Annotated in this window: 8 protein-coding genes and 1 tRNA gene; 4 read left to right on the forward strand and 5 right to left on the reverse strand. The window is 35.2% G+C overall.

What is annotated here, in order from left to right; all coding sequences use genetic code 11:
* The first annotated feature begins 157 nt into the window (after positions 1–157).
* Positions 158–4,951, forward strand: coding sequence for a protein NO VEIN domain-containing protein (locus F7231_RS01970; RefSeq protein ID WP_166690710.1), 4,794 nt, complete (start codon positions 158–160; stop codon positions 4,949–4,951).
* 150 nt (positions 4,952–5,101) lie between these two features.
* Here F7231_RS01970 and F7231_RS01975 read toward each other — a convergent pair whose 3' ends face one another.
* The gene (locus F7231_RS01975) at positions 5,102–6,481 is read right to left on the reverse strand and encodes a site-specific integrase (RefSeq protein WP_166690711.1); all 1,380 of its coding nucleotides are present in this window, start codon (positions 6,479–6,481) and stop codon (positions 5,102–5,104) included.
* 147 nt (positions 6,482–6,628) lie between these two features.
* Here F7231_RS01975 and F7231_RS01980 point away from each other — a divergent pair.
* Together F7231_RS01980 and F7231_RS01985 are read left to right on the forward strand one after the other, a co-directional pair.
* Positions 6,629–6,703, forward strand: a tRNA-Val gene (locus F7231_RS01980).
* 226 nt (positions 6,704–6,929) lie between these two features.
* The gene (locus F7231_RS01985; protein ID WP_166690712.1) at positions 6,930–8,459 is read left to right on the forward strand and encodes a reverse transcriptase domain-containing protein; all 1,530 of its coding nucleotides are present in this window, start codon (positions 6,930–6,932) and stop codon (positions 8,457–8,459) included.
* A gap of 5 nt (positions 8,460–8,464) precedes the next feature.
* Here the strand turns inward: F7231_RS01985 and F7231_RS01990 are convergent, their stop codons facing one another.
* The gene (locus F7231_RS01990) at positions 8,465–9,571 is read right to left on the reverse strand and encodes a hypothetical protein (protein WP_166690713.1); all 1,107 of its coding nucleotides are present in this window, start codon (positions 9,569–9,571) and stop codon (positions 8,465–8,467) included.
* Positions 9,572–9,702: 131 nt separating this feature from the next.
* Here F7231_RS01990 and F7231_RS01995 point away from each other — a divergent pair, with 131 nt between their 5' ends.
* Entirely contained in the window at positions 9,703–10,104 is a 402-nt protein-coding gene (locus F7231_RS01995; protein WP_166690714.1) for a hypothetical protein, read from the forward strand.
* On the opposite strand, the gene F7231_RS02000 is transcribed toward F7231_RS01995, so the two are convergent.
* From F7231_RS02000 to F7231_RS02010, 3 genes are all read right to left on the reverse strand, one after another.
* Positions 10,091–10,966, reverse strand: a complete 876-nt coding sequence (locus F7231_RS02000; RefSeq protein ID WP_166690715.1) for a DUF8464 domain-containing protein — start codon at positions 10,964–10,966, stop codon at positions 10,091–10,093. The two genes, F7231_RS01995 and F7231_RS02000, sit on opposite strands and share 14 nt — an antisense overlap.
* Positions 10,967–11,235: 269 nt before the next feature.
* The gene (locus F7231_RS02005; protein ID WP_166690716.1) at positions 11,236–12,462 is read right to left on the reverse strand and encodes a VapE domain-containing protein; all 1,227 of its coding nucleotides are present in this window, start codon (positions 12,460–12,462) and stop codon (positions 11,236–11,238) included.
* Between the two features lie 108 nt (positions 12,463–12,570).
* Positions 12,571–13,809: a site-specific integrase gene (locus F7231_RS02010; RefSeq protein WP_166690717.1), complete on the reverse strand. Its 1,239-nt coding sequence runs from the start codon at positions 13,807–13,809 to the stop codon at positions 12,571–12,573.
* Positions 13,810–14,155: the final 346 nt, after the last annotated feature.

Here is a 14,155-nt window from a genome sequence, read left to right on the forward strand (position 1 = left end):
ATGCCCATATGAGACGAAATTTAATCTATTGAAGCATCTAATACTTTACCATTATAGCCTAATTTATAAAATTATTTTTGATTGAATGCAACTGTCAGAGTGTTTTAACAAAAGTTCTGTTTCATATATTCTAATCTAACAACTGAAGAAATTAAGAATGAATAACTTAGGACAATTTATCGAAGAAGAACTAAAAAAGCGCAAAAATGATTATTTAAGTTCGCCAACATATCTGTTAGAACATTATAATAATGAAAAAGGAAATGTAGAAGCTTACAATGGTAGACAGTTACTTGAAATGCTTCAAAATGCAGATGATGCTTCAGAAACTGCATCAGTAAAAAAAGTATCAATAAAACTAGTTGGAAACGATTTGATAATTTCAAATAATGGAGAGCCATTCAGTGAAGCTGGTGTTAGATCAATTATTTACAGCAACGCAAGCCCCAAAACTATGCAACAAAATAAAATTGGACAAAAAGGCTTAGGCTTTCGTTCGATTTTAAGTTGGGCAGATGAAATTATAATAAATAGTGGTGAGACAAAACTTGCATTTTCTGAAAATATCGCAAAAGCCTTTTTGCAGAATCTAATATCGGAACACGACGAAATTGCTTCCTTTATTAAGGAGAATAGTAAATTTGAATTTCCAATTGCAACCCTAAGAATTCCGGAGTTACTAAATGTAAATGAAAGTGAAAATGTATACAATTTGTTCGCAACTGAAATTATAATTAAGCTTAAGGAAAATATTATTGATGAAGTTCAAATGCAAATTCTATCAATTATTAATAAAGAAACGTTAATATTTCTAAATCACATAGAAATTATAGAAATAGAAAGTCCAGATGTTAATATTATCTATAAAAGACATTACAAAGATAAATCTTTCGTTACCGTTGAAAGCACAAACATAAATACCAACGTCAAAGAATTCAGATCTTGGAATATTATAAGGAATAAAGGAATTCATAAAGGTAAGAGTTATGAATTAGCAATTGCATGGAATAAGGACTTTAAAGATTCAGAAAACGTAATCTTTAGTTATTTTAAAACAAAAGTACGTTTTCCATTCCCTGCGCTTTTGCATGGGACATTTGACCTTTCTCCTGATAGAAACGAACTAGTAAATGACACAGAAGGGCATAACGAGTTTTTGATCACGGAATTGGCTAATTTGCTTATTGAAACATCATTGGTAATAGCTTCTAATAAAACAGAGGTTGATTATTCAGCAATCAAACTACTAAATATAGATTTTGAAAGTATAGATAGCTTACTAATACAATTTGGTTTCAAAGACATCATTCAAGACAAAATCAAGCAGAGTAAAATTTTCCCAACTGTTAATGACCAATACATTTCATATAAACCCGCGCCAGCATTCTATAAATATCCAATTGCTACTATTTTTTCGGGAAATAGAGTTAATAACTTATTGAAATACAGCGATGATGAATCAGTTTTAAAAATAATTTCAGAGTTTGGAATTTGCCATTATTCTATAGAGCACTATCTTTCTCTTACTTCGCTTTATAAAAATGATTGTTTGAAATTAGCAAAATTAATTTTCTACTTTCTCAACTTAAATGTATATAAGTCTAAATTGTCTGCTTCTGATTTTGAATTAGCAAAACAACCACCATTTCTAATTGACAATGAAAATGAACTAATTGCTTGGGATACAAACATTTTTATACAACCTGATGATAAGCAAGAATTTAAACTTCCAAAAACTTTAAATATAAGCTTTTTGAATTCTACATTAGTAAAGCTGTTGTTAGCAGAGTTTGAAAAATCTGATGTCGACTTTATTGTTAGTAAACTTGCCGTGTTTAAAGTTAAGAAATATTCGTTTGCAGAGATTTCTGAAACTATAATCAAGCATTATAACGCAAAAAATAATGTAACTATAGGTGAGGTGAAAGAATTACATTTGTTTTTATACCAATTATTTATAAGGGAGTTTAAAGTTAAATCACTTGCTCCACTAGGAAAGCATATATCTACGCTTACATTAGCTAGTAATAATAAAATTAGAAATGCCAGAGAAATGTACTTTGGTAAATATTATGGAAATGGATTGACTGAAAAACTTTACAGTTTTGATAAATCTAAGCTATTAGCTTCACAGGTTGAGTTTGGATTTGATAATGAAAAACAAGACTTAGTTATAGAATATTTTAAATGGCTTGGTATCGTCTTCTTGCCACGATACAACAAAATTGTGTTATCTAGCTCATCCGAAAAGTACAGCGATTATAAAGAGTATTTGCTACGAAACTACGATTATAGGAAACCAAATGATCACGGTGAAATATACACTGATTACAATCATCTTATAGGATTAATATCATGGGTATCTGATATTACTGTTGGTTACTTTGATGACATAAAAAAAATAATAGATAAAGCAAAACCTGAAATAGTTTTTGAATGGATAAAGAAAGATGAAAGACTTAAGAAAACTTTAGAAGAAAACAATGAAATATTGCCTGATACTGGAGCACAATTAGCAATTGTCAGCAAAAAAAACTTTCGGCAAATAAAAGGAATGAATTTTCCCTCTTACACAAGATGGTTATTTGCCACTTCTGAATGGATGCCTATTGAATCACAAGATAAAAAGGTTAAACCTGATCAATGTTGTTTGTCAAAAACAATTACCGAAGACTTTAGTCCCTTTGTAGAAAAGCCTAAAATTGAAGCTTTAGCACTTGCTACTAGCCTTGAATTACCTGAAAGTACAATTGAGAATTATTTTGTTCTCGTTGGTGTACATCGTGAGATAAGTTCATTTTCTGTTTATGCTTTGTATGACATGCTTTCCTCGTTACCAATTTCAGACAAAGAAGGTAAAGCGGCAAGAAAGATATATCGTGAGATCATTAGCAATTTTAACGAAAATAAAATTGACATCAATCATCCTTCTTATAGGTTATTTATTAATGATGGTAAAATGTTTTGTCAAAAAGGGAGTACTTATGGATATTATTCCGTAAACGAGACATATTATATCCCAACAAAGACATATGGAAATAATGTTTTGAAATTATTTCCAATAGCAATGATTGATAGTAAGCAAGGTCCACAAAAAATTGAGAAATTATTTGGTGTTAAAAGGCTGAAAGATATTAGCTTCAATTTGATAAGTGAACCAGTTATTAGCACACTCAATAATGAGTTTCAGAACGAGATAGATAGGTTTAAAGGACTTGTGTATGTACTTCGGATGAGTAAAGATACTAACCATGATATAGCCAATAGATTAAAAAGATTGAAAATAATTTTAGCACAAGAGCTTCAAACCAGTTTTAATCATAATGCTATATCAACAGAATTTGAATTAGAGGCTTTTGAATATATTACTCATAAAAAGCGAAATACTTTTTATATATCAGTTGATAAAAATCTTATTTCCTTAAGTCAACTGCATGAGTCAAATAAGTTTTGTCAGTCTGTTGCAGAAATCTTTTCAACGCTCATTGAGACAGAAGAATATAATGATTTTATTCACGATCTGTACTCAAAACCTGAGTTTAATAGAGAGCCAAGGTTGTTGAATTATCTTGAGAAAGATGATAACATAGATATTGTATCGGCTAAGAAGCAACTTGACATTATTGATGATGTTAGTTTGTTATTTTGGAGGGCTTTGGCTATTTCATCGTCCAAAAACTTTAAATCTAAGATTACAAATGAACATGAATTAGATGAATTTCTGAGGCATACTTTAAAGTTGAATGAGGAAGATATCAACTTCACTTCCACTACAGAGTTTTTCTCAAGATTGAATGAGCTTATAAACCTAGATTTCATCTACAAATTGTTCATTAAGTTTAAAGTTGATTATAAAAAATTTGCTAGATACTTTACGGGGATTGATTTCTCAATTCTATTTATGAATAGAATTGAAGATTTAAAGATACTATATCATAATGAGTTTGCTTCACAAGTTTATTCGCTGTTATTGTACAATTCTAAAGCTGAAAAAGAAAAATACTTCGATTTGATTGATGCTTATTCTTCAATTAGTTATGATAGTAATATAGGATTTTTAAATGATATTGAGTTGTACTTTACAACAATAGTTGTGAATGACTTTTCAGTTACATTAAAAGATAAGAATAGTGTATTCTCAATTGAGGAGTATATTAGGGATGTATTAGCTTCTTTAAGAGTGAACGAGATTAATATTCCTGAATTATTACTAGAAAGAAGAAGTATTCAAGCATTATTGCTTTTTAACGAAATAGAAGAAGTCGTTAAGCAAACAAATGATTTTAATAAAGTAATTCATTACAAGCAAGCAAGCTCAAACAATAATCAATTAAAGGTTAGAGGAAAAATACTTGACTACGATAATTACCAATCATTAGCAGAAAAGGTCTTGCAAGGGCTTGATGTTATAGAGCTGAAGTTAAGAATTAGCAAGTTACTGCCAACTAGTGATGGAGAGAAAAGTAGAAACAAACACACTAATAATCACAAAAACCGAAACGTAAGATTTAATTCTAAGAATGAAGAACAAATTGGATTTATAGCTGAACTAATTTGTTTTCATAAACTTATTGACCAGTATGGTGAAGAAAATATAAAATGGGTTTCAGAAAATGCTTACAGAGCTTATCCTGACAAGTTTATAACTGGTGAAGCTGGTAAAGGGTATGACTTTGAGTTAATTGATAAAGGGATAGTTAGATTTATTGAAGTCAAAGGTAGCTCTAATATTAGTGAAGGAATTTACATGAGTAAAGGAGAAATTAATAAAGCTTTGAATTTTCCGGACAAATATGATTTGCTAATAGTAGAAAACCCTTTAAGTGAAGAACCTTATATAAGATATATAAAATCACCATTCAAATTCAAAAAGAATGAAACACTTTTCGCTAATGAGAAACTTAAAGTATTCAATGAGAATTATGTTATCAAATTTAAATGGGATGAGTAGACTTTGAGGAATAAGTACGCTTCCAAACTAGCTTATCATCTGCTAACTCATTTTAAATTAAAAGTGGTTAAACCACGCTTGCAGTTAATTTTACTTATCTGCCATTCTTATATCTTAAAGAGGGTTTAAGTAAAATTAATTAAGTAGCGATTAAAGTAATGAACTTAAAGCAGAATCAATTGTATCAGAGCCAAAGGAATCAAGGTAAATGTTAGTTGTTGACTCGTCTTTGTGGCCCATAGCTTGCCCAATCACCGCATTAGCATGTCCTGCATGTTTAAGATTGGTAGCAAAGGAATGACGAGCAACATATGTAGTTAGCGGAGTAGAAATTCCAATAGTAGTTCCAATCGCTTTTAAATCGGTGTTCGTTTGTCCAAGTACCTTATGCAATCTGTTATTAATCTTCTCTGCTGTAGTATGCTTTGTGTTGTCAAGTATTGGGAAGATGTAACTATTAGCCTCATTATTTTTTTCTGATTTATAACGATCTAGGATGGCAACAGCGGGAGCAAGTAGTTTTAAGGAGAACTTACCACCTGTTTTTTGTCTCGTGTAGATAACTCGCTGATTTCCAGTATCATCGGTTTGGATATTTTTCCAGCGTAGCTTTGCAATATCAACGAAGTTGATACCAGCTACATAGAATGAGAAGAGGAAAATGTCTTTCGCCCGAAGTTGCCGTTCGATCATAGCGGCGTTCTTAATCTTCGCGGCGGCGTTTGGGTTGCGAATGGTCTTAAAGTCATTGGCCGTGAATGTGCCTTTTGGTTCATAGTTTTCGACTGATCTAATGGTATCTCGGCTTAATGCTCGTTTTTGACTACTGGTGTCAAACTTGCCTATGCTGAATTTGTGCTTTTCTGCCACATTACGAGAAAATGGGTAATTATCCGGTCTAGCATAGCCGTTCGCAATAGCCCTATTCAATACAGCTCGGAGGGTTCTGAAGCGATTACTTAACGTATTATCAGTAGCGCCAGTTGCCCGTAAGGTGCTCTCCCATTCATGGCAAAACTTGACTGTTACCTTGTTAAAAGATATATCATTTGTATTGTATTCATCTGTGATGAACTTACAGAGCTGGTTACGAAGGTCATGGTAAACTATGCTATTGCCCATTTTTCGTGTCTTAACCATGTCTTCGACAATAGAGTCAATATAAGCCAACACTGTTGATTTACGGGTCTGTTTACGGCCTTCTATTGCTTTGTTAGCTACAGCTCTGACGTCGTGTTGTTCATCTGCATCAACTAATGCATTGGCCGCATTTTCGTATTTCTCGACTAGCTTCTTTAATTTATTCTGTATATCGCGTTTAAACTCATCGGGATAGTTTTTGCGAATAGCCTGTTTCGCCTCATCCCAATGCTTTGGATGTAGGGTTATTCCAGTAGCAATATACTTGCGCTTACGCTCTTTAGTTATGCAAATAAAAAACGGGCAACTACCATCTTTCTGAACGTCGTAAGTACGGTAAACAATCCGTACACTGGCTCTTGCTTCTTTGTGTTCTGTAGTCTGTGCCATCGTGTTTGTAGAAGTTGTGTTAATTTCTCTCCTAACACGTTTACTAACACAAAGCTAACACAATGTGAAGAAGTAAACAATAATGCATAGAGTAGCTTTATAGCTAACTTGCTGATTACCAAAACGGGAAACACCGGCACGGTAGAAGGGAGTTTAGCTCAGTTGGTTCAGAGCATCTGCCTTACAAGCAGAGGGTCGGGGGTTCGAATCCCTCAACTCCCACGAAAAGTTAAAAAACCCCTCAGAGATGACTTCTGAGGGGTTTTATTTTTATACGTAAGTCAGTTTGTAAGTTGTGTATCAAAGTTGTCTGTATTATTGAAGTCTGTATGTACATTGTGATGTAACTTCTAAATCTTTGAAAACTGAATAAGTTCGTTCTTGTCAAGTTTACTCAACCAGAAAGGAGGTATGTAGAATATTGATTTAGGTTTTGATCTGATATAAAATGTATAAAATTGCTGAGACCTCTCTAGAATGGGCTTTGAAACATCATGAACGCTTTCCTGATAGTGATTTTTACCCCGAACTTTTCGAATTTGAGTCTATAAGGTATGATTGGGACAATATTAAGCCTGTATTAGCCCAAATTGATATATATAAGCATATACCTGAGTCGCCCGTCATTCTTCATTCTCCTAAACATAATGGGGGTTTCCGCTCAGTACATCAGCTAGATCCTATTGATAGTATTCTTTATACTGCTATAGTTTATGAATCCTCAGAGGCAATAGAAAAGTCTAGAATACCCAAAGAAAAAAAAATAGCTTGCTCCTATAGGATAGATCCAGATTTGGATGGCTCCTATTTTGATAGAAAATTTAATAGCTATTCTGGATTTATTACTAGGAATAGAGAATTAGCAGAGAAATTCAAAAAAGGTTTTGTGCTTACTTGCGATATAACAGACTTCTATAACCAAATATATCTCCACAGAGTTTGTAACTCCCTAGAGGAGTGTGGCACTTTAGCTGCAAAAGCACTTGAAGCTTTTTTGATGAAGCTCAACACGAAAGTTTCAAGAGGTATACCAGTCGGGCCTAATGCTAGTATAATAATTGCAGAAGCTGTAATGGCTGACATTGACAACAAAATTTTGCGTCAGACACAAGATTTTACTAGGTATGTAGATGATATAAATATTTTTTTTGCAACTTTTGACTCTGCTTATTTATTTTTTCATGAGTTGACTAATTATTTAAATCTGACACACAGATTAGTACTTTCATCTGAAAAATCTAAAATCCTTTCGTGTGAAGATTTTAACAACTTGTTTTTAGATGATGAAGAAAGGCATGAAAAGAAAGCTATACGTGATAAGCTTGAAGAAATTATAAGTGAATCACCATACGCCGATGAACCAATAAATTTTGATGTACTTACAACTGATAGTAAATTTCAAATTAGATCGAAAGCGTACCAAGAATATTTAGAGAAGTCACTATCTTATCCAAAATTAGATTTAGGCTTAGTTAAGCATATATTGAAAAGTGCTAAACATTACAAAATAAGGAGTTTACTTCCTGTAGTTCTGAAGAATTTCTATAAAATGATGCCAGCAATAAATCATGTTGTGCTTTATATAAAAAGTGTTATTAATGAATCTAGTGCTAACAATTATAGAAGTGAATTTGAATCTATACTACAAAATCCATATTTAGAAATTCCATACATAAATATTTGGGTGTATACTCTTTTTTGTGATCCTGCATTTAATTCAGTTATTGAAAATTTTCCTTATAGAAAGGTATATAGGGAAAGGGAGTCGGCTTTAATAGCTATGAATAGAAAAGATTTGACATGGGTTAAAGAAATGAAGAATAGATTGGACGTTGTTAGTTCATGGGATAAGAGAGCAATAATTTATGCTGGTGTCATATTATCTAACGATGAAAAAAATAATTGGCTAAGGTTAGTTGAAAGGAAGGGTACAATGTTAGAAAAAGCTGTTTGTCGTAAAGTAATATCACTCTCATAAAGGTCTCATTCATTTTCTTGTTTAAAATCATTTGGCCACCTGTTAAAAACGTCTTGATGTAAAGCATCTACAACTTTCTTTTTAACAATAAGTTTATCAATATATTCCTTTTTTTGTGCACTGCTTGGAAGCGATCTGTATTCCAGTGTTTCAGCCTTATTAAGCTTAAGGTCACGTTTAAAAGTTATCCCTTTGTATGTAATGCATGAAGTGAATTGAGCAGTCTCTTCGTCAGACCATAAAATATCTCTCTGCTCATCTGTAAATAAGCTAATCAAATTTTCTCTTTCAGAAATTCTATTAATGAAATTATTTTTTTCCTTCTTTGTTGCTAATCTCTTAAAATAATTTAGTTCTACTCGATTTATTGGAATCTTCAATTCTATTTCAGCTTTTGGGTTCCCGCCCTTTACGTAAATAGATAAGTTTTCTTTAACATGCAAATGCTCTCTCTTGCAAGTAGTGTAATTGTATTTTTGTTGAATAATATCAAAATAAAGAATTGAGCCTATTGAAAATACTATTTCGATATCTTTAGTTAAATTGTTTGATAAATTTCTTGGAATTATTGCGGATTCACTATGCTCGTAAACTCTAATATTACGTATAAGATTATGCTTATAAAGCAGTTTATACCACATATTCATTACTGATGTCATGATGTCAAGCACGTCTTTAGTTGAGCCATCATTTAGAATGACAGATACACCTTTCTCAATATGTGAATATTCACCTAATTCATCCTTAAAGGTGATGTAGTAAATAACCTCATTCATCTGTGTTATACTACTAGCTGCACGATAAGATTTTTTCTGTGATAACGTATCGTGTTTACTGACGTTTGCAATATCCTCTAAGAGAGCAAACTCAAAGCAGTTTACTTTTATCTCTTTGATGAAGTTATCTACATAGGCTTTTGAGTCTGTAGAACTTGAATCTCTATTATAAAAATACATTGCTAGTGATTCTCCGAAGTGATAACATGCAATGGCGAATTCTTCAGATTTAAAAAGATCTTTTCTCAATTCAAGAATTGATGAACTTCTAAGAGCTAGGTACTCATTATACAATGTGTTGATTTTTAACTTAAACCGAGTTGTGATATCTACCATGAAGTTACGTGTAGCAGCTAGTTTAGAAAAAGGTAAATTGGATTTGTAATAGTCAGTAAAAATACGTAAATTATACTATAAACAAACAGTCACAGACCGTAATATAAGCGGTCATAAAAACAGTAAAATTTATGGTATTAGAGGCTATCTCTCAGTGTACGGTATGTGGTAACGAGTTTCCATACCGTAAAAGCAAACAGTTTTGTTCTAATGCTTGTAAGCAGCAAGCTTATCTCAAAAGTAAAGCGGGCATTCCCTTAGAACCTATTACGGCTCAGAGAATGCCCAAAGCGGATTTCTCATTGAAAGAGTTTGAAGACTTCAATGAAGTGCATGGTTGTGATTTCTCAATGCTCTACTACTGCTTCTTTCGTCGTAACCTTCCTGTAACAGCCACATTAGATCAGATCAATATCTACATCAATAGCTTTTACAAGCAGATGGATGATGTATACGAATACATGTCAAGTACCAAAGCGTATGCTACGTTTAAAGAAGAGTTCCTAAGTGGTAAGTTCGTCATAGGAGAATAGAGCGTCTGCAAAGCATCTCGTTGAAGTCCTTAAAGCCTGCATAGAGCGTTGAAAAGTCGGTGACGTTGGTAGTTGCCGACTTTATTGTTTCTTGGGCTTTACGTCCGGTCTTATCAAGATCAAAGAATGTACTTACCCTGCTATATCGCTTTATGTCTGGTAAAGCCTTACTGAGATTCGACAATGAGTTTAAAACTATCACGGTAGCAGGAAATGAAGTCTTACCGTAGTACTCCAAAGCAGATAGGAAATCGAAGAATCCTTCAAAGAGTAGGAGCGTACCAGAATTAGCGAATTGAAACGTAGAAATCGTTTTCGGAGCGAATGAGCCCTTAAAATATTGATTCCGTACTTCGTATCCACCGGCATCATTTGGAAAGCCTACAGCAAAGTATTTCTTATTGTTAGCTTGATAATGAATCTCGCGTAAATAACGGCTGTATACTTTTCTCGTTATTCCTCTCTTTTCAACGTACTGTATTAAGGCTTGATGTTGAAGCGGTTTAACATCGAGAAGAGCAACGCCTGCATTAGTGGCCGTTGAGAGTTGACCGCTAAAAGAAAAGGAGTTTTTCGGTGGCTCTATCAAATATGGTTCAAGCTTATTAACGGCATCAAGGAACGTACATCCTGCTAGATGTTGAACCAATGATATAATATCTCCTTTACTTTCTCCGCTCCAATCGAAGTAAACGTTCTTGTAAGGATTAACGGCCAATGAAGGGGTTTTCTCATTTGTTTTTGGCGAGCAATAGAAGAACTGGTTTCCTGCTTTGTGAGCGGGCATGATACCCAGACTGGATAGATAGTCAATGATTGGTATTTGTTTGACCTGTTGAATGATTTGAGGGGCTTTATTCACGTCTTTTTCTTTTAGCGGTAACCCTTCACATCCTTTTCGAAAAACTCCCTACTACGCTACTACTTTACTACATAAAGGGGCTATCTATCTGATAATCAAATAAACAGTTGTAGTAGGCTTTTTTCTATGTAGTAGGGGTACGAATGAAAAGTAGTAGGGAAACCAAGTTTGTAGTGATGAGAAAAGACCTAACCCTACTACACTCAAATAGGCTATAAATCAAAGACTTATTTCCACTTGTAGTAATGTAGTAAGGTTAGGTCTAAAAGTTATTGGTTTATTGAACCGGTTAACGTTTGAGAAACCCAGTACCCTTTGACAGGAAATAATCCGTTTGGACGTCTTGCCGTAATCTGTTCAAAACCCAGATGTACTAAGGCTTTACCAATGTTGTTATCGTTAAGTCTTACTTTCCCCTCTGTCAAGATACTGAGCCGTTTCCCAATTTCTGTAGCGGTAAGGAACTCCGATTTAGGGTTCTCTTTAACCTTTGCTCTATCTACAGGCAGGAAGTAATGATTTAACAAATCAATCTCGGGTGTAGTCCGTTGGTGCTTGCGGTTGTTGCTCTCAGAGCGTTCCAGTTCTTCACGAGTCAACTCGTACTTAAAACCGTCTTTCAACAGCGCATAGGCTTGCGCCCACACCTTGTTAATGTCAACGTTTGCCCCGTACCCCTTTGGCCCGCCCAGATCGTGTTTGATGCCGTAGGTTTCAAAGACGAGCCAACGGACGTTACCCGTTACATCGGTCAGAAACTCGTTTTGATTAGTGCTACCTAGAAAGCTTGCTCGCCGTTGTATCTGGGTTTCCCGTTCAGCATAGGGCCGCCGAATCTTTACCCGTTCTTCTGTCAGGTAGGCTTTGAACTTGTTGGTATCTGATTTTGACAGAGAAGACAATTCATCAAGGTTGATCAGAATATTTTCACCTAATGCAATACGTCCGTCTTTGCTTTCAAAGTCAATATTCTCTTTATAGTAGTCTCGCAATGGTAGCGGACAGAGAAACCGTAGAAACGACGTTTTGCCGTCATTTTGCTTGCCATACAGGACAAAGCATTGCTTGTTGAACTTAGCATGACCAATTGAGCAAGCAACCGTCCTGACAAGCATTTTTTTAAACATTGACCCAAACCAGTTAGGGTCAGGTACATCAACGTAAGATGCAAAGTCAGCTATATAATCCGGTTGTGTGCTGTCCCATAGTGGTAAGCCTTCAAAATACTCTTTGAATGGGTCATGCTCTGGAATGAAGTCAGATCGTAGCAGAGCTTTCAGTTGGTCTTTGAAGCGTCCAAAGCCTTTCTCATAAAGCTCTCGTAGCAGGTTGTTTTCGTTCATCTCACGAAAGCAAGGCTCGCCAACTGGCTTGTACTGTAGAACGTTAGAAACAATGTCTAGTCTGAACTCATACCGCTCAGTTAGGTATTCACGTATGCGCGTGATGATTGGAATCTGTTCGGTTTGAACAGAGTTTTTGGCTATATTTGCCATACGAAATTTTTGTTATTAATGTGTTTTAGATACTCTTAATCGCCGTGTCTGAGACTCAAGCCCGCTCACTACTGGTAATAGTGAGCGGGCTTTTTTTGTGGGTGCTGTTTATGTCATAGCGAATTTGCGTTTAGAGAGATCACCCATTTCACGTACTACCGTTCTATCCATCGTCACGGCGTAATGCTTGGCGGTAGTGGTGAAAGACGAGTGACCCAGAATTGATTGAAGAGCAACGGGTGTAATGCCGTTGTTTACCAGAAACGTTGCCGCCGATTTGCGGCCAACGTGTGTAGTGAGGTGTTTAGAAATCCCACAGATACCGGCTATCTCTTTTAGATAGCTGTTCATTTTCTGATTCGATATAAGCGGAATCAGTTTACCGTGAAACTCACAATACCCCCACTTTTTATATTTTTCGATGAGAGCCAGGGCGGGCGGTAATAGTGGAATGATACAAGGAGCTTGTGTCTTCGCCCGCTTGATGCGTAAGCAGGTCATTCCATCGATGACGGTTATACAGTCCTTTGTCACGTTGTGAAGGTCTGTATAGGCCAATCCGGTATAAATCTGGAACATGAATCCATCTCTAACCAGATCGAACGTATCATTATGAAACTGATAAGCTCTTAGCTGCTCAATCTCTATTTCATCCAGATAGACAATATTTACCCGTTCATGCTTGAGCCGAACGTTTCGGAGCGGATTACGGGGTATATGCTCTGAGTCTTCAGCAAGGTTTAAGACCTGCATAGCAACTCGTATGACCTTATTAGCGTAGTTCTGAGAGTAGTTCCTGCCCTTCATATAGGCCATGACATCAGGAACAAAAACGGGCTTAATCTCGCCTAAGCGCAAGTTCAATTTACCTGTATCTCTCAGGTAATCGAGTAAACGATATTGAGCCGTAACAATGGCTTTTAGTGTACCCTTCGTAGTTCCTTTGCCTGTCTGTTGTCGGTAACGGTCAACAAGCTGAGTTAGTAACTCACGGAACATGGGTGTTTTTTCCGTATAGCCCGCTTGCTCCATAACCATATCAGCAAGTCGGCTCAGGTCAATTACTTCACCCGACAAACTGACCTTACTAAAGGCTTGCTCAAAGTTCGATTTCATACTTTGGAGCAACTGAGTAGCAGGTACGTTTCCAACAATAGAAAAGTCCTTTGTACTCAGTTCATCGACCTTGCAAGTCATACCCGAATGAACGGTTTTGCTTTGGCCGTTGAACTTGATTTCAAACATGATAGGAGCGAAGCCTTGTGCGTTCTCAGCCTGTTTACGTCTCCAACAAATGACCCTAAAGGGCTTGATTCGTTCTTGCTTAGTAGTTGTGCTATATGCCATAGTGAAGGGTATAGGACTAACCATGTACAGTATGAGTACATGGTTAGTGATTTAAATGAGATCAGCTACAGGCACATTGAATACTTGAGCAATGCTCTTAAGCTCGTCTGAGTTAGGCTTGAGCTTTCCATCTCTAAGCATACCCCATCGCTTCTGATTGATTCCTGTTCTGTGGTAGAACTTCTTGTCAAATTTGACAGTAACCCCAATCTGGGCTTCAAAGCCTTCTATAGCCCGGCTAATAGGCGTGTTGATACATCTCATTTTGTATTGTGCTATAAACGTTGCACAATATTAGAGATGATTTTAATAATGTGCAATATTTTGAACAATATATTTTAGAATG

The organism is Fibrivirga algicola (assembly GCF_011742925.1).
In the GTDB taxonomy this organism is placed as follows: domain Bacteria; phylum Bacteroidota; class Bacteroidia; order Cytophagales; family Spirosomataceae; genus Fibrella; species Fibrella algicola.

Bases quoted from the DNA above. Each gene is read 5' to 3' on its own strand.
- F7231_RS01970 (WP_166690710.1), top strand. From the start codon at position 158: ATGAATAACTTAGGACAATTTATCGAAGAAGAACTAAAAAAGCGCAAA.
- F7231_RS02005 (WP_166690716.1), bottom strand. From the start codon at position 12,462: ATGGCAAATATAGCCAAAAACTCTGTTCAAACCGAACAGATTCCAATC.
- F7231_RS01975 (WP_166690711.1), bottom strand. From the start codon at position 6,481: ATGGCACAGACTACAGAACACAAAGAAGCAAGAGCCAGTGTACGGATT.
- F7231_RS01985 (WP_166690712.1), top strand. From the start codon at position 6,930: ATGTATAAAATTGCTGAGACCTCTCTAGAATGGGCTTTGAAACATCAT.
- F7231_RS01990 (WP_166690713.1), bottom strand. From the start codon at position 9,571: ATGGTAGATATCACAACTCGGTTTAAGTTAAAAATCAACACATTGTAT.
- F7231_RS01995 (WP_166690714.1), top strand. From the start codon at position 9,703: ATGGTATTAGAGGCTATCTCTCAGTGTACGGTATGTGGTAACGAGTTT.
- F7231_RS02010 (WP_166690717.1), bottom strand. From the start codon at position 13,809: ATGGCATATAGCACAACTACTAAGCAAGAACGAATCAAGCCCTTTAGG.